The organism is Aggregatibacter sp. HK296, from assembly GCF_980469475.1.
Genome location: NZ_OZ413142.1, coordinates 310,692 through 335,043 on the forward strand (window position 1 = coordinate 310,692; position 24,352 = coordinate 335,043).

A 24,352-nucleotide genomic window follows, 5' to 3' on the forward strand; every position below is an offset into this window, starting at 1 on the left:
CAGTGGAATACGTATGTTATTTAAAAAAATTCGCGGTTTATTTTCTAACGATCTTTCAATCGATCTTGGTACAGCAAATACATTAATTTATGTGAAAGGACAGGGCATTGTTCTTGATGAGCCTTCAGTTGTAGCGATTCGTCGCGATCGTAGCGGCTCACTAAAAAGCATTGCGGCGGTAGGTAAAGAAGCGAAACAAATGTTAGGACGTACACCGAAAAGTATCGAAGCGATTCGTCCGATGAAAGATGGCGTGATTGCCGACTTTTTCGTGACCGAAAAAATGTTACAGTACTTTATTAAACAGGTACACAGCGGCAACTTCATGCGTCCAAGTCCTCGTGTGTTGATTTGTGTGCCGGCAGGTGCAACTCAAGTAGAACGTCGTGCCATTAAAGAATCTGCCATGGGGGCCGGTGCTCGCGAAGTGTATTTAATTGAAGAGCCAATGGCAGCAGCCATTGGAGCAAAACTACCGGTTTCGACTGCAACAGGTTCCATGGTCATTGATATCGGTGGTGGTACGACAGAAGTCGCGGTAATTTCTTTAAACGGCATCGTTTATTCTTCTTCTGTGCGCATCGGTGGTGACAGTTTCGACGAAGCTATCGTGTCTTATGTGCGTAAAAATTTCGGTTCCATTATTGGTGAACCAACGGCTGAACGTATTAAACAAGAAATTGGTATTGCTTACATTCAAGAAGGCGATGAAGTGAAACAAATGGAAGTGCATTGTTCCAATATTGCAGAAGGCGCACCACGTTCCATTACCTTAACCTCTCAAGATGTTTTAGAAGCGATTCGCCAACCGTTGAGTGGCATTGTTGCGGCAGTGCGCACCGCATTAGAGGAGTGCCAACCGGAGCATGCTGCGGATATTTTTGAGCGCGGTATGGTGTTGACCGGTGGTGGTGCCTTGTTGCGCAATATTGATATGTTGTTAGCGAAAGAATCCGGCGTGCCGACCATTGTGGCGGAAGACCCGTTGACTTGTGTTGCTCGTGGCGGCGGTGAGGCCTTGGATATGATTGATATGCACGGCGGCGATATTTTCAGCGACGAAATTTAAGCCTGATGAACAAGAAAAAGTGCGGTTAAAAATGACCGCACTTTTATTTAGTCGGAATTGACGACAATGAAACCTATCTTCGGTAAAACCCCTCCCTTAGGATTGAAACTCTTTTTAGCGGTTACCGCTTCTGTCGGTTTAATCCTATCTGACGGACAAACAAACGCGATAATTCAAGCCCGCGGCTTTCTGGAAACGGCGGTCGGTAGTCTCTATTATTTAGCTAATACACCGCGTGCGGTGTTAGATGGTGTTTCTGATAATTTGGTGGATACCAATAAACTGCAAATTGAAAATCGCGTGTTAAAAGAGCAACTGCGTGAAAAAAATGCTGATTTACTGTTGCTTGATCAGTTAAGAGTTGAAAACCAACGTTTACGTTTATTGCTAAATTCACCATTACGAACCGACGAATACAAAAAAATTGCAGAAGTGTTGACTGCTGAAACAGATGTTTATCGTCAACAAATCGTGATTAATCAAGGTGAAAAAGACGGGGCTTATGCCGGTCAGCCGGTGATTGATGAGAAAGGCGTCGTTGGACAAATTATTTCGGTGGGGGAAAACACCAGCCGTATTTTGTTGATTACCGATGTGACGCATGCGGTTCCGGTTCAAGTATTGCGTAATGACGTACGTTTAATCGCTAACGGAACGGGTCATAGTGATGAATTGACGTTAGATAATGTGCCGCGTTCCGTTGATATTCAAAAAGGCGATTTATTAGTGACATCCGGTTTAGGTGGGCGTTTCTTGGAAGGGTATCCAGTGGCGATCGTGGAATCAGTTTCCAGAAACGGAAAAAATTATTTTGCGACGGTCACAGCAAAACCGTTGGCTTCTATTGATAAATTGCGTTATGTGCTTTTATTGTGGCCAACGAACGAAGATATGCGTAAAGCGAAAACCATTACACCGGAAGAAGTGCGTAAAGTGGTCCAACAACGTCTTGATAATCAAGGGGCCGAAGCCAATAAAGTGAAGAAAACCGTTGTCCCGGTAGAGAATGACCCGAGCAATAATATGACATCACCATTACCAAGTGAATACATGCCGGCAGAAGCACCAACGGATTCACAAAATGAGATGAATCATCCACCGTTACCAAACCAATCTCACAGAGAGGAAGATTAATGCAAGGTCGATTTTTCTTTCAATGTTTTGTGCTGACGGCAATTTTTGCGATTGCTTTAGTGATGGAATTGGCGCCATGGCCGTCCGGTTTCCAGAGTTTTAAACCAGCATGGATTGTTTTGGTGTTTGCCTATTGGGCGTTGTCAATTCCACATAAAGTCAGCATTGGCTGGGCGTTTATTATCGGTATTATCTGGGATATGGTGCTTGGCTCAACACTCGGGGTACATGGCTTAGTGATGTCTTTATTCGCGTATCTTATTACTCGACATCATTTACGGTTGCGCAACCTTTCCTTATGGATGCAAAGTTTGTTACTGGTGGGCTTTATTTTTGCTATTCGAGTCAGTATTTTCTTGATTGAATCTGTTTTGCATAGCGCCAATTTTAACTGGCAAGAAATTTTCGGGGCGTTAGCCAGTGGTGTGCTTTGGCCTTGGATTTTCTTACTTCTCAGAAAAATCCGTCGTTATTTAAGTTTGAGTTAATGTGCGCAGAAAATTCACTGAATTTTCTGACCGCACTTTACCTTGGCTACCCCTTTTCATACCAAATACGATTTACATATAACTGGATTTTACCGGAAGGCGTTTCTACGGTAATTTCGTCGTCTTCTTCTTTACCAATTAAGGCACGCGCCACCGGTGAATCAATAGAAATCCAGTTTTTCGCTGGGTCAAATTCATCACAGCCCACAATACGATATTGTTTAACTTCTCCATCTTCGTTTTCTAGCTCCACCCACGCACCAAAAAACACTTTACCTTCTTGCTTCGGTGAATAATCCACGATTTGTAGCACTTCTAGCCGTTTAGTGAGAAAGCGTACACGGCGATCAATTTCCCGCAATCGGCGTTTACCGTAAATATATTCTGCATTTTCACTGCGATCGCCTAATGCGGCAGCGTCAGATACGGCTTGGGTGACTTGTGGGCGTTCTTCTTTCCATAAAAATTTTAATTCCCGATCCAGCACATTCCAGCCTTGTCGGGTGATGTAATTTGACTTTGCCATAATCCTGTCCTCAATTGCCGTAAAATTATACCGAAAAAGGAACAAACATTTGAGCCTCTTGCGCAAAAACAGTATGCTATGCCCGTTTTTTCATTCTTAAGAAAGAAGTACATATCATGTTAAATCAGCAAATTAGCCAACTTATTGCACAAGAGTTAAATGTTCGCGATAGTCAAATTCTTGCCGCTATTCAATTATTAGACGATGGCAACACCATTCCTTTTATTGCCCGTTATCGTAAAGAAGCCACAGGAGGTTTGGATGACACGCAATTACGTCATTTTGAAACCCGCTTAATTTATTTGCGTGAATTGGAAGACCGCCGCCAAACCATTCTGAAATCCATTGAAGAACAAGGCAAATTAACGGATGAATTACGCGATAAAATTCAAGCAACGCAAAGCAAAACCGAATTGGAAGATCTCTATTTGCCGTTTAAACCAAAACGTCGTACCAAAGGCCAAATTGCCATTGAAGCTGGGCTTGAGCCATTGGCAGATTTACTTTGGAACGAGCCAAAAACAGTGCCGGAAACCACCGCACTTGATTATGTGAATGCGGAGAAAGGCGTCGCTGACGTTAAGGCTGCATTAGATGGTGCACGCTATATTTTGATGGAGCGTTTTGCCGAAGATGCAGGATTGTTGGCAAAAGTGCGCGATTATTTAAGCAAAAATGCACTTATCGTTTCTAAGGTGATTGAGGGCAAAGAGGCAGAAGGCGCAAAATTCCAAGATTATTTTGATCACCAAGAACTGCTTAAAAATGTGCCGTCTCACCGTGCTTTGGCGATGTTCCGTGGTCGTAATGAAGGCATTTTACAATTAAGTTTGAATGCGGACCCGGAAGCGGAAGAGGGCAGTCGCCAAAGCTATTGTGAAGAGATTATTCGTGATTATTTAGGTGTTCGTTTTAATGGTCAACCTACCGATAAATGGCGTGAACAAGTGATTTCGTGGACATGGAAAATTAAAGTGGCCTTGCACTTGGAAACGGAACTCATGGCGACCTTACGTGAGAAAGCGGAAGATGAAGCCATTGATGTGTTTGCACGAAATCTGACCGCACTTTTAATGGCTGCTCCGGCGGGCGCTAAGAACACGATGGGGTTAGACCCGGGTCTGCGTACCGGGGTGAAAGTGGCAGTGGTGGATAACACCGGTAAGTTATTGGCAACCGATACCATTTATCCGCACACCGGGCAGATGGAGCGTGCGATGTTGTCTGTTTTCCAATTAATTAAACAACATAACGTAGAATTGATTGCCATTGGGAATGGGACAGCCTCTCGTGAGACAGAACGTTTTGCCAAAGACGTGATTAAGGAAATTAAAGAACATAAACCACAAACAGTGGTGGTGAGCGAAGCGGGTGCTTCCGTCTATTCCGCTTCCGAATTGGCTGCGCAGGAATTTCCTGATTTGGATGTGTCCTTGCGTGGCGCAGTATCTATTGCTCGTCGTTTGCAGGATCCGTTGGCGGAATTGGTGAAAATCGAGCCGAAAGCCATTGGTGTGGGCCAATACCAACATGACGTGAATCAAAGTCAATTAGCGCGTAAACTAGATGCGGTGGTGGAAGACTGTGTAAACGCTGTTGGTGTGGACTTAAACACCGCCTCTGTGCCGTTATTGGCGAGAGTAGCGGGGATGACCAAAACGATAGCGCAGAATATTGTGACATACCGTGATGAAAACGGGCGTTTTGACAGCCGTGAGCAACTGAAAAAAGTTCCTCGTTTAGGCCCTAAAGCCTTTGAACAATGTGCCGGATTTATGCGTATCGCCGCAGGCAACAATCCATTAGATGCGTCAGGAGTGCATCCGGAAGCCTATCCGGTGGTGGAAAAAATCCTGCAAGCAACAGAGCAGTCTATTCAGGATTTAATGGGCAATGCCGGTTTAGTGCGCCAGCTTGATGCAAAACAGTTTACCGATGAGCAATTTGGTTTGCCGACGGTTCAAGATATTTTCAAAGAATTGGAAAAACCGGGGCGCGACCCGCGCGGTGAATTTAAAACCGCCACCTTCGCTGAGGGCGTGGAAGAAATTACGGATTTGAAAGCCGGCATGATCTTAGAAGGTACGGTAACTAACGTGACCAATTTCGGTGCTTTTGTAGATATCGGGGTGCACCAAGATGGCTTGGTTCATATTTCTTCTCTCAGCGATAAATTCGTGGAAGATCCGCATCAAGTGGTGAAAACCGGTGATGTCGTGAAAGTGAAAGTATTGGAAGTGGATGTGGCGCGTCGTCGTATTGCATTAACAATGCGTTTAGATGAAAGTGCGGTGAAAAATGACGGAAAATCTGACCGCACTTTATCCGCAAAACCGCGTTCTGATAATGCTCGCCAAGATCGTAGCAATCCGCGAGCAAATAATACGATGGGCAATGCCTTTGCGGATGCGTTGAAGAATTGGAAGAAATAGTAAATGCTAGTTTACTAAAAATATTTAAAATTATGACCGCACTTTAATGCACTAAAGTGCGGTCATTTTTTATTGTATTTTCATCAGATTCGTTTTATCAACATGATGAAAACAAAAAGGCGTATCATTCGATACGCCTTTCTAATCAGGTTGATTATCAATTATTTGATGATTTTAGCTACCACGCCGGCACCTACAGTACGGCCACCTTCACGGATAGCGAAACGTAAACCTTGGTCCATCGCGATTGGGTGGATTAAGGATACGGTCATTTTGATGTTATCGCCAGGCATAACCATTTCCACGCCTTCTGGTAACTCGATTGTACCGGTTACGTCAGTTGTACGGAAATAGAATTGTGGACGGTAACCTTTGAAGAATGGAGTATGACGACCACCTTCTTCTTTGGATAATACGTACACTTCAGATTCGAAATCAGTGTGTGGAGTGATTGAACCCGGTTTAGCCAATACTTGACCACGTTCGATTTCTTCACGTTTAGTACCACGTAATAATGCACCGATGTTTTCACCTGCACGACCTTCGTCAAGTAATTTACGGAACATTTCAACACCGGTTACAGTTGTTTTTGCAGTTGGTTTGATACCAACGATTTCAACTTCATCACCGGTACGGATGATACCACGCTCAACACGACCTGTTACTACTGTACCACGACCGGAGATTGAGAATACGTCTTCAATTGGAAGAAGGAACGGTTGGTCGATAGCACGCTCAGGCTCAGGAATGTAAGTATCTAAGTGGCTTGCTAATTCAAGGATTTTTTCTTCCCATTCTGCTACGCCGTTTAACGCTTGTAATGCAGAACCACGTACGATTGGTGTATCGTCACCCGGGAAGTCATATTGAGAAAGAAGTTCACGAACTTCCATTTCAACTAATTCTAATAACTCTTCGTCATCTACCATGTCGCATTTGTTTAAGAATACGATGATGTAAGGAACACCTACTTGGCGACCTAATAAGATGTGTTCACGAGTTTGTGGCATAGGACCATCAGTTGCTGCTACTACTAAGATAGCACCATCCATTTGCGCCGCACCGGTAATCATGTTTTTAACATAGTCGGCGTGTCCCGGACAGTCAACGTGTGCGTAGTGACGAGTTGGAGTGTCGTATTCAACGTGGGATGTGTTGATGGTGATACCACGTGCTTTTTCTTCCGGCGCGTTATCGATTTGGTCGAATGCACGAGCTGCACCACCGTAGTGTTTTGCTAATACGGTTGTGATAGCTGCAGTTAAAGTGGTTTTACCATGGTCAACGTGGCCGATTGTACCCACGTTAACGTGCGGTTTTGTACGTTCAAATTTTTCTTTAGACACGATTAAGTTTCCTCAATGTATAAGTCCACAAGCCGGAATGGCTTGTGGATTTAGTTAAACAAAATTATTTTTTACGAGCTTCAATAACTGCTTCAGCCACGTTTTTCGGAGCTTCAGCATATTTCAATGGTTCCATTGAGTAGGAAGCACGACCTTGAGTTTGGGAGCGTAAGTCAGTTGCATAGCCAAACATTTCAGAAAGCGGAACTTCAGCGTCGATTTTAACAACGAATTCATTTGCTTCTTGACCGTTCACCATTGCACGACGACGGCTCAAGTCACCGATTACGTCACCCACATACTCAGGTGGAGTTTCTACTTCAACTTTCATGATTGGTTCAAGTAAAACTGGGTTTGCTTTTGCGAATGCTGCTTTAAATGCTAAAGAGGCTGCAAGTTTAAACGCCAATTCAGAGGAGTCCACATCATGGTATGAACCGAAGTGTAAACGAACACCGAGATCAACTACCGGATAACCTGCTAATGGACCAGATTTAAGTTGTTCTTGGATACCTTTGTCAACAGCCGGGATGTATTCACCAGGGATAACACCACCTTTGATTTCGTTAACAAATTCATAGCCTGGGCCTTCTGGCTCTAGTGGGTATAAGTCGATAACCACGTGACCATATTGACCACGACCACCAGATTGTTTTGCGTGTTTACCTTCCACATCGTTAACACGAGAGCGGATTGTTTCACGGTAAGATACTTGTGGTTTACCAATGTTAGCTTCCACTTTGAATTCACGTTTCATACGGTCAACGATGATATCCAAGTGTAACTCACCCATACCGGAAATAATGGTTTCGCCAGATTCTTCATCAGTATGAACACGGAATGAAGGGTCTTCTTGTGCAAGACGACCTAATGCAAGACCCATTTTTTCTTGGTCTGCTTTCGTTTTTGGTTCTACCGCAACAGAGATTACCGGCTCTGGGAATTCCATGCGCTCAAGGATAATTGGTGCTTCAATAGCACATAATGTATCACCTGTCGTTACATCTTTTAAGCCGATCGCAGCAGCGATATCGCCTGCACGAACTTCTTTAATTTCTTCACGTTTGTTAGCATGCATTTGAACGATACGACCGAAACGTTCACGTTTTTGACGTACGGAGTTCAACACGGTATCACCAGAGTTAATTACACCGGAATATACACGGAAGAAAGTTAAGTTACCTACGAATGGGTCAGTTGCAATTTTGAATGCTAATGAAGAGAATGGTTCTTCATCACTTGCATGACGTTCACCTTCTGTTTCATCTGGATTGATACCTTTAATTGCAGGAATATCCGTTGGAGCAGGTAAGTATTCAACAACAGCATCAAGCATTGCTTGAACACCTTTATTTTTGAATGCGGAACCACAAGTAACTAAGATGATTTCATTCGCTAATACGCGTTGACGAAGAGCTACTTTGATTTCTTCTTCAGTTAATTCTTCACCACCAAGGTATTTTTCCATTAGCTCTTCAGAAGCTTCTGCAGCTGCTTCAACAAGGTTTTGACGCCATTCTTCACAAGCTGCTTGCATATCTGCAGGAATGTCTTCATAAGTGAAGGTCATACCTTGGTCAGCTTCATTCCAGTTAATTGCTTTCATTTTGATCAAATCAACAACACCGGTAAAGTTTTCCTCTGAACCAACAGGTAGTTGAAGAGGAACTGCGTTTGCACCTAAGCGGGTTTTTAACTGATCAACTACGCGTAAGAAGTTTGCACCGGTACGGTCCATTTTGTTAACGAATGCGATACGTGGAACTTTATATTTGTTCGCTTGACGCCATACAGTTTCAGATTGTGGTTGAACACCACCAACTGCACAGTAAACCATTACTGCACCATCAAGAACACGCATAGAACGTTCTACTTCAACAGTAAAGTCAACGTGTCCCGGGGTGTCGATAACGTTAATACGATGTTGTGGGAATTGTTGTGACATACCGGACCAGAATGCGGTTGTTGCCGCAGAGGTAATGGTAATACCACGTTCTTGTTCCTGTTCCATCCAGTCCATGGTTGCTGCACCATCGTGTACTTCACCAATTTTGTGACTTACACCAGTGTAGAATAAGATACGTTCAGTGGTAGTAGTTTTACCAGCATCAATGTGCGCACTAATACCGATATTACGATATCTTTCAATAGGGGTTGTACGAGCCATTATTATTTCCTTGACGATTTCTTATTTAAAATTAAATACGAAATTTTATAAATGAATGAGGCTTCATCGCATAAAAAATGAGATGAAGCCTAAAAACGTAAGTGCTAACCGAATATTACCAACGGTAGTGAGCAAACGCTTTGTTAGCTTCAGCCATACGGTGAACGTCTTCACGTTTCTTAACTGCTGCACCTTTGTTTTCGGATGCATCAGATAATTCATTAGCTAAACGTAAAGCCATGGATTTATCACCACGTTTACGAGCGGCTTCAACGATCCAACGCATACCTAATGCGTTACGACGCACAGGGCGAACTTCAACCGGAACTTGGTAAGTAGAACCACCAACACGGCGGGATTTTACTTCTACAGTTGGACGTACGTTTTCTAATGCCGCTTCGAAAGCTTCTAAAGCTTCTTTACCGGTACGTTGAGCTAAAGTGTCTAACGCGTTATAAACGATAGATTCTGCGATAGATTTTTTACCATCTACCATGATGACATTGATAAATTTAGCAAGTAATTCTGAACCGAACTTCGGATCCGGTAAAATCTTGCGTTGTTCAATACTACGACGACGTGGCATTGCGAATTTCTCCGTTTTTATAATCTTCAGGGTATCCCAAAACTCGATAAAAATTAACCGCACTTTTAATTGAAGGGGCTAATTAGATACTGGAGTTTGCGATTTAAATAAGTTTTACTAATTTAGCGTTTGGCCTTACTTAACGGAGAACCATTAAGCTTTAGGACGTTTAACGCCGTATTTAGAACGACCTTGTTTACGATCTTTTACGCCTGCGCAGTCTAATGCGCCGCGTACAGTGTGATAACGCACACCCGGTAAGTCTTTAACACGACCGCCACGGATAAGCACAACACTGTGCTCTTGAAGGTTGTGACCTTCACCGCCGATGTATGAGGTTACTTCGAAACCATTGGTTAAACGAATACGGCATACTTTACGTAATGCAGAGTTCGGTTTTTTAGGTGTAGTTGTGTATACACGGGTGCATACACCACGTTTCTGCGGGCAAGCCTCTAATGCAGGAACGTTACTTTTTACAACCTTTTTCACACGCGGTTTGCGTACTAGCTGGTTGATTGTTGCCATTAAAAAACTCCAGTTTAATAAAAATTCATTAAAGAATGTTGTTTTACAAAATCTGTCCATACAAGAACAGACCGAAGATTTTAATCTTCAAAGCGTGTTCTGTCAACTGATTCTAGGTTTCCTATTTTGTTTTGACTGCGTAAAATTTTTTTTAAAAATGGCCTTGTTAACTTAGACTTTATTGTTGTTCTGTGTAGGTATTTAAAGTGGCACGATAATCATCAATATTAATTTCTTAAGAAATAAAAGCTATTAAATAATAAAGAATGTGTGCTTTTCTCAAATTATCTGGGGAGCTTACTAAAATGTAAGGGGAAACAGTGGATTTGTGAGGGCGTGGATATGATGGTTTATCAGTGAAGTGGGTAAGATTAGTACATAAGTAATGAGTTAATCTAAAAAAGAAAAATGCGCTTAAAATTAAGCGCATTTTTTATTTATTTTAAACTACCATTGGAAACGATAGACGGCTTGTACGCCAAATGGTTGCTTGATGTGTTTGCCGTCGGTGCGATTCACTTCTAAACCAATGCGGTGATTGCCCAAACCGGCATTAAAACCGACCGCACTTGTGAAACGACCGCGATAACTTTCTACATTGAGTTGGCTACCATTGTAGTTAATATTGCTATGGCGTGTGCGTGTCGTGATTGCATTCGCTTCGGCATAAGGTTGAAGTTTCCATCCTTGGCTCAACTCGAAGGTTTTGGCAAGGCGTAAACCGATTCGAGAAGAAATGGCAGATAAGCTATCTTCTTTTTCTTTACCGTTAATATGCGTCCAAGCCAATTGCGCTTGTGGGGTCACGGTCCATGCGCCGGCTAATTGGAATTGTTTGCCGATTTCACTACTTAACGTGTAAGCGTTGTAACGGTGTTTTTCCGTATGATTCGAGTTTGCGGTTAAGCGACTATATTGTGCGATGTTATCTAAATAGACACCATTTTCAGCCATGTAAGTCCCGTAAACCCCAATGGCTTGTCCTTTCACTTTTCCGTTGCCATAATGATTGTTGAAGTCAATATTGGCTTGGCTGTGTCCGACAAATCCGCCTAAACGTACCTTATCCGTTACCGCTGCATCCGCACCGATTTGTAAGCTATGTACGTTTTGCTTAAAGCCGGAAGTTTGACTTTCACCCGTTGAAAGTGCGGTGAGTTTTTGATGTGAATTGACGTTTCTCACCCAAATATTGCCTTTTTCACCAGTTCTGATTTCACCTAAACGTTGGTGAATGCCGTTTAATTCATTTTCGACCATCAGTAATTCCGCTTGGCGAAGAGACACTTGTGCGTTTGCGCTCTCAAGTAGTTGTGCAGTCACCGGTAACGATGGTGTAATACTTGGCTGTGGCTGTGGCTGTGGCTGTGGCTGTGGCTGTGGCTGTGGCTGTGGCTGTGGCTGTGGCTGTGGCTGTGGCTGTGGCTGTGGCTGTGGCTGTGGCTGTGGCTGTGGCTGTGGCTGTGGCTGTGGCTGTGGCTGTGGCTGTGGTGTGACTGTGCTTTGTGAGTGCGCTAACACCCAATTTTTTCCTTCAGGGGTTAAGAAGTATTTATAAGCACCGAGCGCCACATAACCATTGGCATTCGCTAAGTGAAATTTTGCATTTCCGCTATTGGTTTCAACTAAGGTTACTTTACCATTTGCTACATGAGCGCCGTGATCCGTCACATTAAGTTTATGATCACCTTCCGCTTTTCCTTTCACAACGATTTTATCGGCTTTATTTTCAGCGATATTGGTATTGAGATCAAATGTGGTGGAGCCGGAAAGATCACCTTTAATCGTTAACGTTTTATATTCCGATGTCGGTTCAAATTTGACCGTTGAATTTTGCGTATTCAAGTGATGAAGAATACTCGATAGATTAAAATTCCACTGGCTGTTGGCTAATGTGACGTTTACTTCGGTTTTTGCCGGTCTTTGTGGATTTTCAATAATTGCGCCAGTCAGTTTTGAGTTGTTATCAGCACTAAGGTGCAAATGGAATTTGCTTGCTGAATTTGCATCAATTTCTTCCTCGTCTTCCTCGTCAAGTGGGAAATTCGGATCATTGATGGAAATGAGTGCTCGAGTGGTATTTAATTCGCTATTATGTAAGTTCAGAGTAACGGTATGTTCGTCCCCAAACGGTACAGCATGCAATCCATAACCGGCTTTAATCTTAGAATCGCTTAAGGTAACCGTCTGTGTGCCGCTGTCATGGAGGTTCATGAAGATACTTTTATCGTTTAACGTAGCGTTTAACTTTTTAGCATTGACGATTTGTGTTTCAGAGAGATCATTTCCAATATCAAAAACAGATTGTAAATCTTTATTTCCAGTAATAGTGACGTTTTTAATATTTACAATGTCTTTTCCGAAAAGCGTGTATGCCCCGTTGTTTTCACCATTCATGGTGATTTGATGGTTAGAAGAGTTAATGGTAGATGTTTCTTGCGATTCAATTGCATTTGAACCGTCATTATTGAGCTCAATATCTGCTTCAGTATTGATTGTTGAATTACGGGATTCAATGGCAGCATTGCCATCAAAATGACCATTAGCATCAGGAATGTTGTGAATTTGAGAATAGTTTTTGTCAACGATGAGTTTTACACCCTGTTCTAAATTTGCTGTTGCACCATTGACATGAACTAATTGGCTGGACGTATAATCTTCTTTAAGCGTTGCTTTAACGCCTGATTTTAGTGTAATGACATTATCTTGTTTTGTTAGATCGAAAATATGAAATAAAGCATCAGATGATTGACTTGGTCGGCCTAGGTTATAACTAGCACCCGTTTCTGTTTTTGCTTTGTTTTGGTAATTTCCTGCTTCAACGGTGACATTTACAGCATCGGCGAGTTGAGTCGCTGTATTGTTGATATACCACGTATTGCCAGGTCCTTGAATATATTTACAACCTGTTGTTGTATTACAAGTGAGATCCGTTGCCCATCCCAAATTTGCTAAACTTAATGTTGTTGCAACCAAACTTAACTGAAAAGTGCGGTTAAATTTTTTATTGTTTTTCATACTGATTCCTTAATTTTTCCTATAAAAAAGCCGATCTAAAAAATCGGCTTAATATAATGATGTTTAATTAACCTTTCAATGAAACGCGTTTCATATCTTTCATGTAACCACGCAATTCTTGACCGATTAATTCTACCGGATGATTGCGGATTGCATCATTCACATCGCGTAAAGTGATGTTGTCGATTTCCACGGTTGGTGTTGGTTCACCGATATCGCCTTTGCGTAAAGTCGGCACCAATGCTTTTTGCATAATCGGGCCAGCAACGTTAGCGAATAAGTAGTTACCGTATTCCGCCGTGTCGGAAATCACTACGTTCATTTCATATAAACGTTTACGCGCAATCGTGTTGGCGATTAACGGCAATTCGTGTAAGGATTCGTAGTAAGCGGATTCTTCGTAAATGCCACTGGCCACCATGGTATCGAATGCCAATTCCACACCGGCTTTCACCATCGCAATCATTAACACGCCATGGTCGAAATATTCTTGCTCGCTGATTTTGCCCTCATATTTCGGTGCGTTTTCAAAAGCGGTTTTGCCGGTTTCTTCACGCCATTTTAAGAGGTTGGCATCGCCGTTTGCCCAGTCTTCCATCATCACACGAGAGAATTCGCCGCTGATGATATCGTCCATGTGTTTAGCAAATAAGAACGCCAATTCTTCTTTGATTTGTTCTGCCAACTCGAATGCACGCAATTTTGCGCTGTTGGACAAGCGATCCATCATCAATGTAATACCGCCTTGTTTTAAGGCTTCAGTGATGGTTTCCCAACCGTATTGTACTAATTTGCCTGCATAAGCCGGATCTTTGCCGTCAGCCACTAATTTATCGTAGCAAATGAGAGAACCTGCTTGCAACATGCCGCAAAGGATGGTTTGTTCGCCCATTAAGTCGGATTTGACTTCCGCCACGAAAGAGGATTCCAACACGCCTGCACGATGACCACCGGTTGCCGCTGCCCAAGCTTTGGCAATTTCTAAACCTTCGTCTTGTGGGTCATTTTCCGGGTGCACAGCGATTAACGTCGGCACGCCAAAACCACGTTTATATTCTTCACGAACTTCTGTACCCGGGCATTTTGGTGCCACCATCACGACGGTGATGTCTGGACGAATTTGCTCGCCCACTTCAACAATGTTTAAACCATGGGAATAGCCCAATGCCGCGCCTTTTTTCATCAACGGCATCACATCAGCAACGACCTTGGAATGTTGTTTGTCCGGGGTGAGGTTAATGACTAGGTCGGCTTTTGGAATCAGTTCTTCATAAGTGCCCACTTTAAAACCATTTTCACTGGCACGTTGGAATGACACACGTTTTTCTGCGATGGCTTCAGGACGTAATGCGTAGCTGATGTCTAGACCTGAATCACGCATATTTAACCCTTGGTTTAACCCTTGAGCACCACAACCTACGATCACGATTTTCTTGCCTTTCAAGAAATCCGCTTCCGTTGCGAACTCACTGCGATCCATAAAACGGCAACGACCGAGTTGGTCTAATTGTTGGCGTAAGTTTAAGGTATTGAAATAATTAGCCATGATGTTTTCCTTTTGTGTGGGAGTGTTTGTAGAGGTTTAAACGATTATAGGGTGTTGGTATGTTGCGTAAAGTGATATTATTGAAATGTTGCATTGCGTTTTTTGCAATTAAAATCCCCTTGCTTGCTTATGAATGGGTAAATTTAAACTCACCTTTATAAAATAAACCGCTATGACGTTTAACGATCTTAAAATCTTCATCACTCTCACCCAAACCCAAAACTTCGCCAAAACGGCAGCATTGCACCATATGTCGCCATCAACCTTGTCCCGTCAAATTCAAAAAATCGAAGAGGAACTGGGGCAGCAGCTTTTGTGGCGGGATAATCGACAGGTGTCGTTAACGCCGAATGGTGAGGCGTTTTTGGCGTTTGCACAGCAGCAGTGGCAGAATTGGATGCTATTTCAACAACAACTACATACCCAAGAGGAAGAGCTTAGCGGGGAGCTCAAGCTGTATTGCTCGGTGACGGCGGCGTATAGCCATTTGCCGGGGATTTTGGAGAAATTCCGTGCGCATTATCCGAAAGTGGAAATTCAACTGACCACAGGCGATCCGGCGCAGGCGGTACATTTGGTGCAGGCGCAACAGGTGGATTTGGCGTTGGCAGGGAAACCGCCGGTATTACCGAGTGCGGTGACGTTTCATTATATCGATGATATTGCGTTGTCGATGATTGCGCCCCGTGTGGCATGTTCGGCAACACAATTATTGCAACAAGAACCAATTAATTGGCAGCAGGTTCCTTTTATCTTGCCGTTAGACGGCATGGCACGGCAACGGATCGAAGAATGGTTTAAACAAAAAGGCATTAAACACCCGAAAATCTATGGCACCGTGGCGGGGCATGAGGGCATTGTGTCCATGGTGGCACTGGGCTGTGGTTTGGCATTATTGCCCGATGTGGTGATTAAAAACAGCCCGTTGAACAGCCAAATTTCCACCTTGCAGTTAGAGGAACCGATAACACCTTTTGAACTTGGTGTGTGTGCGTTGAAACCTGTCTTAGAGCGCCCTTTAGTACGTGCATTTTGGCAGTTATTAGCGTAAAGTGCGGTCATGATTTAAGGAGTTTTTATGCTAAAAGGCGTTGCGTTTTCATTATTTGCCTCTCTGCTGTTTGGCTACATGTATTATTTTTCTACGCTGTTGCTGCCTTTGAGTGGCACAGATATTTTCGGTTATCGCATTGTATTTACCTTGCCTTTTGTGGCGGTGGCTGTGTTTTTGTTTAAACAAAAAATGGCATTGATTGCCCATTTAAAACGGATTCAAAGACAACCGCACTTTGCGTTGGCTTTTCTCTTTACCGGCGCGTTGATGGGGTTTCAAATGTGGCTATTTTTGTGGGCACCTAATAACGGCAGCTCGCTCAGCGTTTCTTTCGGTTATTTATTATTGCCCTTGGTGATTGTGGCGGCGGCGCGAATAATCTTTAAAGAACGGATTTCTCGCATTAAGTTTTTAGCCGTATTGATTGCTGCCGTGGGGGTAATTTCCAACATCGCCTTAAAAGGGGAAATTTCTTGGGAAGCGTTGGTAATTTGCGTGGGATATACCACTTACTTTGTGGTTCGTCGAATGTGGAAAATAACCGATCTTGCGGCATTCTTCTTAGAAATGTTGACCCTTTTGCCATTTTGTATTTATTTCGCTTGGCAAGTGGATATTGCCCAAGTACAACAAAGTAATCCGAATATTTTGGTTTTATTGCTGCTGCTTGGCTTGATTAGCGGGACGGCGCTCAATTCTTACATTCTTGCCAGCAATCATTTGCCGATGAATTTGTTGGGCTTACTTGGTTATGTAGAGCCTTGCCTGATGGTGGGGGTTTCTTTGTTAATCGGTGAAGAAATTGATGCGCAAAGTTATCCGCTGTTTATTTGTTTGGTCCTTGCCATGCTTTTGATTATCACGGATGGCATTCTACAAGCGAAAACGCGACAATAGCTTTTTTATAACTGTTCAAATAACGGTGTAATGTTTGGCATTACGCCTCGCCATAAATAAAATGAATGCGCCGCTTGCGCCAATAACATCCCGAAACCATCACATCGATTTTGTACACCTAACGCACCACAGCGTGCTAAAAACGGCGTGTCTTTTTGTCGATCATATTGCATGTCGTAAACCGCTTTTGCTGCATGTAGAATCTCATCGTTAATTTGTATCGTACCGCCGTGCAGACCTGAGGAGGTCGCATTGATAATCACATCAAAGGATTGCGCGGGAAGTTGACTCAGTTCTACGGCACGAATATTGCCGTAAGGCGAAAATTTCTCTGCCAGCTGTTGCGCTTTGGCTAAAGTGCGGTTGGCAATCACAATGTTTTGTTGTGCTTGTAAAAGCGGTAACAACACGCCTTTTGTGGCACCGCCTGCCCCTAAAATGAGTAGGGTTTGATTCGGCTTAAGCCAATTCAATCGTTGCAAATCCGTCACCAATCCTGCGCCGTCAGTATTATCCGCATACAGCGTGCCATCGTCTAATTTCTTCAACGTATTGCAGGCTTCCGCCATCAGACAACGCTCACTGTGCGCATCTGCCAGCTTGAACGCCCGTTCTTTGAAAGGCGAGGTGATATTACATCCCGCCGCTCCCTGCGCAAAAAACGCCAATAATTGCCGTTCAAAATTCTGTTCGTCGCCTAACATGGCATCGTATTGCACGTCTTGGGGGGTTTGTTCGGCAAAAATACGGTGAATTTGCGGCGATTTGCTTTGAGCGATAGGATTGCCCCAAACGGCATATAACATGATTTATCCTTGACGAAAAACTTGGTTGGTGAAAATGTCGCGAATTTCGGATGGATTTACCGCACCGCCCACAGGCATATCCAGCACCGGAAAATCCGTGCCGAATTGCTGTGTCACTTCTTGTGCTGTGCGGCAAGGCGGCAGTCCGGTTAAGTTGGCGCTGGTGGAGGTGAGAGCAAAGCCCGCTTGTTCGCATAACAGCTTAACGGCAGGGTGTTGGCTGATGCGCACCGCAATACTGTCAAAATCGCCGGTAAGAAATTTGGGTGTCGTTGTTTTGGCCGGTACGACCCACGTCGTTGGTCGATCATATTGCGTAGTTAAGCGTTGCCAATGTTCTTCCATCAAACGGCTTTCATCCATAAAAGGCAACAAAAAATCCAAGCTCGGCGCAATTAAAATTAGCCCTTTTGACATCGGGCGCTGTTTTAAAATAAGTAAATTTTCCACCGCACTTTGGCTGTTTGGATTACAACCTAAGCCAAAAACCGCTTCGGTGGGGTAGGCAACGACTTGCTGATTTTTTAAATGGTTAACAATCTCTTGTAAATTCATGAGGTTACTCGGTCGTAAAAATATGGCGACAGGTTTTATTCACACATTGCCAAGTGCGTTGTTCGCCCTGTTGTTTTTTTAATAAGGCTAAATTGCCATAGCATTGTGGACAGTCCACTAAATAGGGTTTAGTTGGCACGGAAAACTTACAATGCGGAAAACGGTTGCAGGCGAAAAATAGCTTGCCGGCACGTCCACGCCGCGCCACTAACTGTCCTTCTTGACATTCCGGGCAAGGTACGTGTTCTTCCGTTTCCTCTTCTGTTTCCTCATGTACCACAAAATGACACTCAGGATAATTGCTACAACCGATAAACATGCCGAAATGCCCTTGTTTTAGCGCCAATAAATGTCCGCATTGAGGGCAGTTTTGTTCCAATATTTTAAGGATTTTTACTTCGTTGGAAGCCTGTAACGGTTTTAAATAATCACATTGCGGATAGGCAGAACAGCCGAGAAACAGCCCTTTTTTGCCTTGTTTTATTTGCAACAACGCACCGCACTGTGGGCAGTGTTCCTCGTGTTTGGTAGGCTGAAATAAAGGTTGGTTCATGGCATGCCCTAAAAGTGCGGTGATTTTTCTCGACAAATATGAAAATGCTTCAAGCGCCATTCTACCGCAAGTTTTGCGCCTTTTACCACCCACGAAATGAAAAAGCAAAAGGTCGGCAAAGGCTACGGATTTCCTTTATACTAACGCCCAATATTAGGAGGGAACATGTTTGCATTGGATATTGATTTAAATGTGTTATTGGGCGTTTGCGCCGCATTGGGCGTGCTTTGCCTTATTTTGCTTTTTGTCAGCGCGCGCCGGAAGCGGGATAGCCTGGAATTACAACAGGATTTAAATAAAAACATTGAGGATTTTAATCGCTTATTAGAAAAATTTGATGCCGTTACTGCCCGTAAAAATCAATTAGAACAAGAGGTGGTGAAAGCGCAAACCACGGCCGATGGGCTACAAATTCGCTTAAACGAACGGGATGAAAAAGTACAGTATTTGCAAACGGAACTGAACGAAGAACAGGCTCGCCATTCCGCCATCGCAGAACAAATAACGACGCTGAAAGAACGTTTTGGTGTGGCATCGGCACAGGCGGACAGCTTGCGCGGACAACTTGTGCAAAGCCAAGCACAGATTGTCCGCAAAGAAGAATCGCTGGCAAATTTAATGGAAAAACACACCGCACTTTCGCAGGAACTCGCGGAATTGAAAACCACGTTAACGGAAAAAGAAAAGTATTTTGTTGAGCAGCAACAACATGTTGAACAAACCAAACAGCAGCTCAATACGGAATTTCAAAACCTCGCCAATCGTATTTTGGAAGAAAAAAGCCAGCGTTTTCAGCAAACGAACCAAGCGTCCATGGACAGCTTGTTAAAGCCATTCCGTGAGCAAATTGAGAGTTTCCAAAAACGAGTGAATGAAATTCACTCGGAATCCCTCAAAGGCAACGCGGGCTTGGAAGCGGAAATTAAGAAAGTGTTAGAAATCGGTTTAAGTATGTCGCAACAAGCGAACAATTTGACTTCCGCTCTGAAAGGAGAAAAGAAAACTCTAGGCAACTGGGGCGAAATGCAGTTGGAGCGGGCGCTGCAATCTGCCGGCTTGGTGGAAGATGAACATTACACGGCACAGGCGCATTTTAAAAACGAAGAGGGCAAACGCAATTATCCCGACTTTATTCTTAACCTACCGGATGAGAAACATTTGATTATCGACAGCAAAATGTCGCTTAACGCCTATGAAAGTGCGGTCAGTGCTGAAGATGAAATAGAGCGGCAGGCGTTTCTGCGCGAGCACATTAAGGCGTTGCGTAATCACATCGACGACTTATCCCGTAAAGATTACAGCAACCTTATCGGCGTACGTAGCCCGAATTTCGTGTTGATGTTTATTGCCGTGGAACCCGCTTACATTGAAGCCTTAAAAATGGATCCGAGTTTATTCGGTTACGGTTATGACAAAAATGTCATTATGGTGTCACATACCACGCTGATGCCGATTTTACGTACGGTGGCGAACCTGTGGCGGGTGGAACGCGGTAATGCCGAAGCGCGTGAAATCAGCGAAAAAGCCGGCGACATTTACAACCAAATCTGCTTACTCGCAGAGCGTTTGGCGAAAGTGGGGAATAGCCTTTCCACTGTCAGTTCGCACTACAACAGCGCTGTTACTGCACTCGTGGGGCAACAGGGCTTGATAGGCAAAGTTGAACGCTTTAAAGCACTTTCTGCCAAAGCCAATAAAACCATGCCCGATATTGAGCCGTTACATCATGATTTTGAAACAGAACGGTTGTTGCTGAATAAAGAACAACAGTAATAAAAAAGTGCGGTAGAAAAACCGCACTTTTTGTTAACAGGGTAGATTCGAAAAATACTTACAAGATTGAACTATTTATATAATTTTTTAACTTGTTCAGGGGAGAGCAATCTTTGGTGTTTGGTAAATTCTTTCCCTAAATAGTAAGCACCAAAGTTTGTTAAATGGTCCTGATCTCCATAGAGATATTTTCCTTCCGCCATTACACTGTCTTTAGGAAGATATTGCTGTGCATCAACCCAATGTGCATTCGGGATATCTTTAATTAAATCATGAATGATTTGATTACTTGCATCAATATCGCCCATTCTACGAATTGGCTCGAGGTATTTATCTAGCCCATATTTAGCGAGAAGATGTCCTCGAATAGGGGAACGGTTAATCGAGCTGTTATTGGCAAAAACATAAACAGGTTTTTCTGTTGCGAGTTTTTCCACCATTTTTCTGAATCTGATTTCAAAGTCAGGGACTAAATAAGATTCAGCTTCAAATCGCGGAACCGGTTGACCTTCCATTCGAAGATCATAAAACTCAGAAATGAAAACGGCATCGTATTTGGCTATTTCATTCCATTGTGATTGGCATTCCGGTGTCACTTCTCCATTTTTATCTACCAATACTTGGCAATCTGGACCTGTATTTAGAATATCCGCCTTCCAGCCTTCTTGCGCACCGACATAATTTAAGAAATAAGCTAAATGGCCGGCATGTGAATCGCCAATTGTTAAGATTTTTGCTGGGAGGTGCGTATTCGTCTCTGCTAATGGCACTTCTTGCTCAATTTGTTCTTTCTCATTTTTGATCTGTTTTCTTTCATAGGTGTTATATCCAATCACTAAAACAGAAGGGATCACATAGAGATATAAAAATGCCTGTTTGAAACTTAATTTTGATTTTCTAATTGGCTGCTCAATTAGGTAATAACTCAAGATAGAGAAAAGTACGGTTAACGCCGTGACTAACAATACAATCTGATTATCTATTTGTTTGGTGCCCGTAATATAGTAGGCAAAAGAGATAAATATCCAATGGTATAAATAGAGTGAATAAGATATTTTTCCAATAAATACCATTGGTTTGGTGGAAAGCAGTTTTTTGACAATACTCTCTTGCGTTGTGGTGTAAATGACAAGGGCTGCAAGTAAACAAGGTAAAACTAAGCTTACTCCGGGAATAAAGACTAACTTGTTATGATAAAAATATAGGCAAGCTAGCAATAATAAAAAACTGAAATTCCCAATCAGCTTTTTATTAAATGTGTGATTTGCCGATAGATTAATATTATAAATGGCTAATAAAGATCCAATAAGCAATTCCGGAAAGCGTAAATTGGAAAGATAATAAGTATTCGGTTGATGTAATACATCTTTATAAAAAGTGTTAGAAATAAATGAGGTTAATAACAACAGGACAAAGAGTATTAGTGTAAACCTAAAAATAGATTTTAAATTCCCTGCTTTTTTGTAAACAAATAATAAAAATAAAGGGAAAATTAAGTAGTATTGTTCCTCAACGGCTAATGACCAAATATGTAAAACAGGGTTTTCTGTCGCATTAAGGTCAAAATAACCTTGTTTAAACCCTAGATAAAAGTTGGAGGAAAATACAGCGGCAAGCTCAATGGTCTTTCTGAGTTGGTTAAAATCATTATAGATAAATAATGCGGAAGCAACCAAAGACACAAGAGCCATGACGGCAATGAATGCCGGGTAAATTCGCTTTATACGGCGAGTATAGAAGTCTTTAAAAGAGAAACTATTTTCTTGAATCTCATTAATGATGATGCCGGTAATGAGAAAGCCAGAAATAACAAAGAAAATATCTACGCCAAGAAAACCACCCGGTAGCCAATTTGCATTGAGGTGATAGATGATCACTGAAATGACCGCAATGGCACGAAGTCCATCTATTTCAGCACGATATTTAATTGAAGAAGACATGTAAATTCCTTAAAAAAGAGATAAAAAAATCGCACTTTAGTTGCTTAAAGTGCGGTTCATTTTTTGATTGTTTTACACGTTGAAGCGGAAGTGCATGACATCGCCGTCTTGTACGATGTAATCTTTCCCTTCTAAACGCCATTTTCCGGCATCTTTGGCACCGTTTTCACCTTTGAATTGGATGAAATCTTCGTAGGCAATCACTTCAGCACGGATAAAGCCTTTTTCAAAATCGGTATGGATCACGGCAGCCGCTTTCGGTGCAGTGGCACCCACGGAAACTGTCCATGCGCGAACTTCTTTTACGCCCGCGGTAAAGTAGGTTTGTAGATTGAGAAGCGCATAACCGGCGCGAATGACACGGTTTAGGCCCGGTTCTTCAATGCCGAGATCTTGTAAGAATTCAAGTTTTTCATCATCATCCAACTCGGCGATTTCCGCTTCAATTGCGGCACATACCGGCACCACGACAGAGCCTTCTTTTTCAGCAAATTCGCGGACTTTGTCGAGGTAAGGATTATTTTCAAAACCGTCTTCGTTCACGTTCGCAATGTACATGGTCGGTTTTAAGGTTAAGAAATTGTAGCTTTTGATTGCCAATAACTCGTCTTTGTCTAACGGCACGGAACGAATCATACCTGCTTCAGAAAGTACCGGTAAGATTTTTTCCATCACAGACAGCTCGAATTTCGCATCTTTGTCACCGCCTTTAGCACGTTTTTGTAAACGTTGAATCGCACGTTCACAGCTGTCTAAATCGGCTAACGCTAGTTCGGTGTTGATGGTTTCAATATCGTTTAACGGATCAATTTTGCCCGCAACGTGTACGATGTCATCGTTTTCAAAACAACGTACGACATGGCCAATGGCGTCCGTTTCACGGATATTAGCTAAGAATTTGTTACCCAAGCCTTCACCTTTACTCGCACCGGCCACCAAACCTGCGATATCCACAAATTCCATGGTGGTTGGCAATACGCGTTCAGGTTTGACGATTTCTGCTAAGGCGTCTAAACGCGGATCCGGCATTGGCACCACACCGGTATTTGGCTCAATGGTGCAAAACGGATAGTTTGCCGCCTCAATGCCGGCTTTGGTTAAGGCGTTGAAAAGTGTGGATTTGCCCACATTTGGCAGACCCACGATACCACATTTGAATCCCATAATTTTTCCTTATTGGTGAAGAAAAGTGCGGTTGAAATTTACCCTGTTTTTTTACCGCACTTTTCGGTTAAATTTTAAAGCTATTCAGTCGATTAGTGGCTTTGACGATGCCGTCTTTGAAAAGCAGTTCCACACAATTTGCCGCTTCATCCAGGGCTTTTTCAAGCGCTTCACGCTCACTGGGTGACGGTTTGTTTAACACATAACCTGCCACTAAATCACGATGTCCCGGGTGGCCGATTCCAATACGCAGACGATAGAAATTGTTGTTATTGCCCAATGCGGCAACAATGTCTTTTAAGCCGTTGTGTCCGCCATGTCCACCGCCTAATTTCAGTTTAACGCTGCCGGGCGGTAAATCTAGTTCATCATGTAAGACTAAAATTTCTTCGGGTTTGATACGATAAAAATTCGCCAATGCGCCAACCGCTTTACCGCTTAAATTCATAAAGGTTGTTGGCACCAAAAAACGGATTTCTTTGCCGTTCATCAGCGTTTTTCCCACGTTCCCGAAAAACTTATTTTCCGCATTTAATGTGACATTAAACCGCCGTGCTAAACGCGCAATTAACCATTCTCCGGCATTGTGGCGGGTGTCTGTGTATTTATCGCCGGGATTGCCAAGCCCAACAATTAACTTAATTTCTGACATAGTCTGTTTACGTGAATAAAAATAGTGGCGTATTGTAGCGGAAAGTCGGTTTTTTCTCAATGAAGGGAAAAGGAAACCGCACTTTAATTATCCAAAGTGCGGTCGTTTTTGAACGCGT

20 protein-coding genes are annotated in these 24,352 nt (G+C 43.0%); 7 read left to right on the plus strand and 13 right to left on the minus strand.

Annotated features, from left to right (window positions below):
• The first annotated feature begins 13 nt into the window (after positions 1 to 13).
• The 3 genes from AC30SH_RS01610 to mreD all read left to right on the plus strand — a co-directional run bounded on the left by AC30SH_RS01610 (position 14) and on the right by mreD (position 2,691).
• The gene (locus tag AC30SH_RS01610) at positions 14 to 1,069 is read left to right on the plus strand and encodes a rod shape-determining protein (protein ID WP_048750741.1); all 1,056 of its coding nucleotides are present in this window, start codon (positions 14 to 16) and stop codon (positions 1,067 to 1,069) included.
• Between the two features lie 66 nt (positions 1,070 to 1,135).
• A complete protein-coding gene (gene mreC, locus AC30SH_RS01615; RefSeq protein WP_212509966.1) occupies positions 1,136 to 2,203 on the plus strand; it encodes a rod shape-determining protein MreC in 1,068 nt (355 codons plus the stop codon).
• The gene (mreD, locus tag AC30SH_RS01620) at positions 2,203 to 2,691 is read left to right on the plus strand and encodes a rod shape-determining protein MreD (protein ID WP_212509965.1); all 489 of its coding nucleotides are present in this window, start codon (positions 2,203 to 2,205) and stop codon (positions 2,689 to 2,691) included. The genes mreC and mreD overlap by 1 nt, the downstream gene beginning before the upstream one ends.
• 46 nt (positions 2,692 to 2,737) lie before the next feature.
• On the opposite strand, the gene greB is transcribed toward mreD, so the two are convergent.
• Positions 2,738 to 3,217 (minus strand): transcription elongation factor GreB, encoded by a 480-nt coding sequence (gene greB, locus AC30SH_RS01625; RefSeq protein WP_212509964.1) that lies wholly within the window; start codon positions 3,215 to 3,217, stop codon positions 2,738 to 2,740.
• A 116-nt stretch (positions 3,218 to 3,333) separates the two neighbouring features.
• Between greB and AC30SH_RS01630 the strand changes: the two genes are divergently transcribed.
• Positions 3,334 to 5,649: a Tex family protein gene (locus tag AC30SH_RS01630; protein ID WP_489582026.1), complete on the plus strand. Its 2,316-nt coding sequence runs from the start codon at positions 3,334 to 3,336 to the stop codon at positions 5,647 to 5,649.
• Positions 5,650 to 5,810: 161 nt separating this feature from the next.
• On the opposite strand, the gene tuf is transcribed toward AC30SH_RS01630, so the two are convergent.
• The 6 genes from tuf to ilvC form a co-directional block, all read right to left on the minus strand.
• Positions 5,811 to 6,995, minus strand: coding sequence for an elongation factor Tu (gene tuf / locus AC30SH_RS01635; RefSeq protein ID WP_314885774.1), 1,185 nt, complete (start codon positions 6,993 to 6,995; stop codon positions 5,811 to 5,813).
• 64 nt (positions 6,996 to 7,059) lie between these two features.
• A complete protein-coding gene (fusA, locus tag AC30SH_RS01640; RefSeq protein ID WP_212509962.1) occupies positions 7,060 to 9,162 on the minus strand; it encodes an elongation factor G in 2,103 nt (700 codons plus the stop codon).
• Between the two features lie 115 nt (positions 9,163 to 9,277).
• Positions 9,278 to 9,748 carry a 30S ribosomal protein S7 gene (rpsG, locus tag AC30SH_RS01645; protein WP_005555497.1) on the minus strand — a complete coding sequence of 157 codons (471 nt, stop codon included), beginning with the start codon at positions 9,746 to 9,748 and terminating at the stop codon, positions 9,278 to 9,280.
• A gap of 153 nt (positions 9,749 to 9,901) precedes the next feature.
• Positions 9,902 to 10,276 carry a 30S ribosomal protein S12 gene (gene rpsL / locus AC30SH_RS01650; RefSeq protein ID WP_005543325.1) on the minus strand — a complete coding sequence of 125 codons (375 nt, stop codon included), beginning with the start codon at positions 10,274 to 10,276 and terminating at the stop codon, positions 9,902 to 9,904.
• A 447-nt stretch (positions 10,277 to 10,723) separates the two neighbouring features.
• Complete coding sequence (locus tag AC30SH_RS01655) at positions 10,724 to 13,294, minus strand: autotransporter outer membrane beta-barrel domain-containing protein (RefSeq protein WP_489582027.1); 2,571 nt, start codon at positions 13,292 to 13,294, stop codon at positions 10,724 to 10,726.
• Positions 13,295 to 13,361: 67 nt separating this feature from the next.
• Complete coding sequence (gene ilvC / locus AC30SH_RS01660) at positions 13,362 to 14,840, minus strand: ketol-acid reductoisomerase (protein WP_212509960.1); 1,479 nt, start codon at positions 14,838 to 14,840, stop codon at positions 13,362 to 13,364.
• A 172-nt stretch (positions 14,841 to 15,012) separates the two neighbouring features.
• On the opposite strand from ilvC, the gene ilvY reads away from it, so the two are divergent.
• Positions 15,013 to 15,891, plus strand: a complete 879-nt coding sequence (gene ilvY / locus AC30SH_RS01665) for an HTH-type transcriptional activator IlvY (protein WP_314885167.1) — start codon at positions 15,013 to 15,015, stop codon at positions 15,889 to 15,891.
• A 27-nt stretch (positions 15,892 to 15,918) separates the two neighbouring features.
• Complete coding sequence (gene rarD, locus AC30SH_RS01670; protein ID WP_314885168.1) at positions 15,919 to 16,791, plus strand: EamA family transporter RarD; 873 nt, start codon at positions 15,919 to 15,921, stop codon at positions 16,789 to 16,791.
• Between the two features lie 5 nt (positions 16,792 to 16,796).
• Here rarD and aroE read toward each other — a convergent pair whose 3' ends face one another.
• Genes aroE through AC30SH_RS01685 form a run of 3 tightly spaced genes read right to left on the minus strand, consistent with a single transcriptional unit; the run spans position 16,797 to position 18,705 of the window.
• On the minus strand, positions 16,797 to 17,597 hold the full coding sequence (aroE, locus tag AC30SH_RS01675) for a shikimate dehydrogenase (RefSeq protein WP_390882329.1): 801 nt from the start codon (positions 17,595 to 17,597) through the stop codon (positions 16,797 to 16,799).
• A 3-nt stretch (positions 17,598 to 17,600) separates the two neighbouring features.
• Positions 17,601 to 18,152, minus strand: coding sequence for an L-threonylcarbamoyladenylate synthase type 1 TsaC (tsaC, locus tag AC30SH_RS01680; RefSeq protein WP_212509957.1), 552 nt, complete (start codon positions 18,150 to 18,152; stop codon positions 17,601 to 17,603).
• 4 nt (positions 18,153 to 18,156) lie between these two features.
• Positions 18,157 to 18,705 (minus strand): DNA topoisomerase family protein, encoded by a 549-nt coding sequence (locus tag AC30SH_RS01685; RefSeq protein WP_212510759.1) that lies wholly within the window; start codon positions 18,703 to 18,705, stop codon positions 18,157 to 18,159.
• A gap of 165 nt (positions 18,706 to 18,870) precedes the next feature.
• On the opposite strand from AC30SH_RS01685, the gene AC30SH_RS01690 reads away from it, so the two are divergent.
• A complete protein-coding gene (locus AC30SH_RS01690) occupies positions 18,871 to 20,478 on the plus strand; it encodes a DNA recombination protein RmuC (protein WP_212509956.1) in 1,608 nt (535 codons plus the stop codon).
• Between the two features lie 71 nt (positions 20,479 to 20,549).
• Here the strand turns inward: AC30SH_RS01690 and AC30SH_RS01695 are convergent, their stop codons facing one another.
• From AC30SH_RS01695 to pth, 3 genes are all read right to left on the minus strand, one after another.
• Complete coding sequence (locus AC30SH_RS01695; RefSeq protein ID WP_212509955.1) at positions 20,550 to 22,418, minus strand: acyltransferase family protein; 1,869 nt, start codon at positions 22,416 to 22,418, stop codon at positions 20,550 to 20,552.
• A gap of 72 nt (positions 22,419 to 22,490) precedes the next feature.
• The gene (ychF, locus tag AC30SH_RS01700; protein ID WP_109431906.1) at positions 22,491 to 23,582 is read right to left on the minus strand and encodes a redox-regulated ATPase YchF; all 1,092 of its coding nucleotides are present in this window, start codon (positions 23,580 to 23,582) and stop codon (positions 22,491 to 22,493) included.
• Between the two features lie 67 nt (positions 23,583 to 23,649).
• Positions 23,650 to 24,234 (minus strand): aminoacyl-tRNA hydrolase, encoded by a 585-nt coding sequence (pth, locus tag AC30SH_RS01705; protein ID WP_212509953.1) that lies wholly within the window; start codon positions 24,232 to 24,234, stop codon positions 23,650 to 23,652.
• Positions 24,235 to 24,352: the final 118 nt, after the last annotated feature.

Bases quoted from the DNA above. Each gene is read 5' to 3' on its own strand.
- ilvY (WP_314885167.1), top strand. From the start codon at position 15,013: ATGACGTTTAACGATCTTAAAATCTTCATCACTCTCACCCAAACCCAA.
- rpsG (WP_005555497.1), bottom strand. From the start codon at position 9,748: ATGCCACGTCGTCGTAGTATTGAACAACGCAAGATTTTACCGGATCCG.
- AC30SH_RS01695 (WP_212509955.1), bottom strand. From the start codon at position 22,418: ATGTCTTCTTCAATTAAATATCGTGCTGAAATAGATGGACTTCGTGCC.
- mreC (WP_212509966.1), top strand. From the start codon at position 1,136: ATGAAACCTATCTTCGGTAAAACCCCTCCCTTAGGATTGAAACTCTTT.
- aroE (WP_390882329.1), bottom strand. From the start codon at position 17,597: ATGTTATATGCCGTTTGGGGCAATCCTATCGCTCAAAGCAAATCGCCG.
- tsaC (WP_212509957.1), bottom strand. From the start codon at position 18,152: ATGAATTTACAAGAGATTGTTAACCATTTAAAAAATCAGCAAGTCGTT.
- ilvC (WP_212509960.1), bottom strand. From the start codon at position 14,840: ATGGCTAATTATTTCAATACCTTAAACTTACGCCAACAATTAGACCAA.
- AC30SH_RS01610 (WP_048750741.1), top strand. From the start codon at position 14: ATGTTATTTAAAAAAATTCGCGGTTTATTTTCTAACGATCTTTCAATC.
- pth (WP_212509953.1), bottom strand. From the start codon at position 24,234: ATGTCAGAAATTAAGTTAATTGTTGGGCTTGGCAATCCCGGCGATAAA.
- ychF (WP_109431906.1), bottom strand. From the start codon at position 23,582: ATGGGATTCAAATGTGGTATCGTGGGTCTGCCAAATGTGGGCAAATCC.
- mreD (WP_212509965.1), top strand. From the start codon at position 2,203: ATGCAAGGTCGATTTTTCTTTCAATGTTTTGTGCTGACGGCAATTTTT.
- rarD (WP_314885168.1), top strand. From the start codon at position 15,919: ATGCTAAAAGGCGTTGCGTTTTCATTATTTGCCTCTCTGCTGTTTGGC.
- fusA (WP_212509962.1), bottom strand. From the start codon at position 9,162: ATGGCTCGTACAACCCCTATTGAAAGATATCGTAATATCGGTATTAGT.
- AC30SH_RS01690 (WP_212509956.1), top strand. From the start codon at position 18,871: ATGTTTGCATTGGATATTGATTTAAATGTGTTATTGGGCGTTTGCGCC.
- rpsL (WP_005543325.1), bottom strand. From the start codon at position 10,276: ATGGCAACAATCAACCAGCTAGTACGCAAACCGCGTGTGAAAAAGGTT.
- AC30SH_RS01630 (WP_489582026.1), top strand. From the start codon at position 3,334: ATGTTAAATCAGCAAATTAGCCAACTTATTGCACAAGAGTTAAATGTT.
- AC30SH_RS01685 (WP_212510759.1), bottom strand. From the start codon at position 18,705: ATGAACCAACCTTTATTTCAGCCTACCAAACACGAGGAACACTGCCCA.
- AC30SH_RS01655 (WP_489582027.1), bottom strand. From the start codon at position 13,294: ATGAAAAACAATAAAAAATTTAACCGCACTTTTCAGTTAAGTTTGGTT.
- greB (WP_212509964.1), bottom strand. From the start codon at position 3,217: ATGGCAAAGTCAAATTACATCACCCGACAAGGCTGGAATGTGCTGGAT.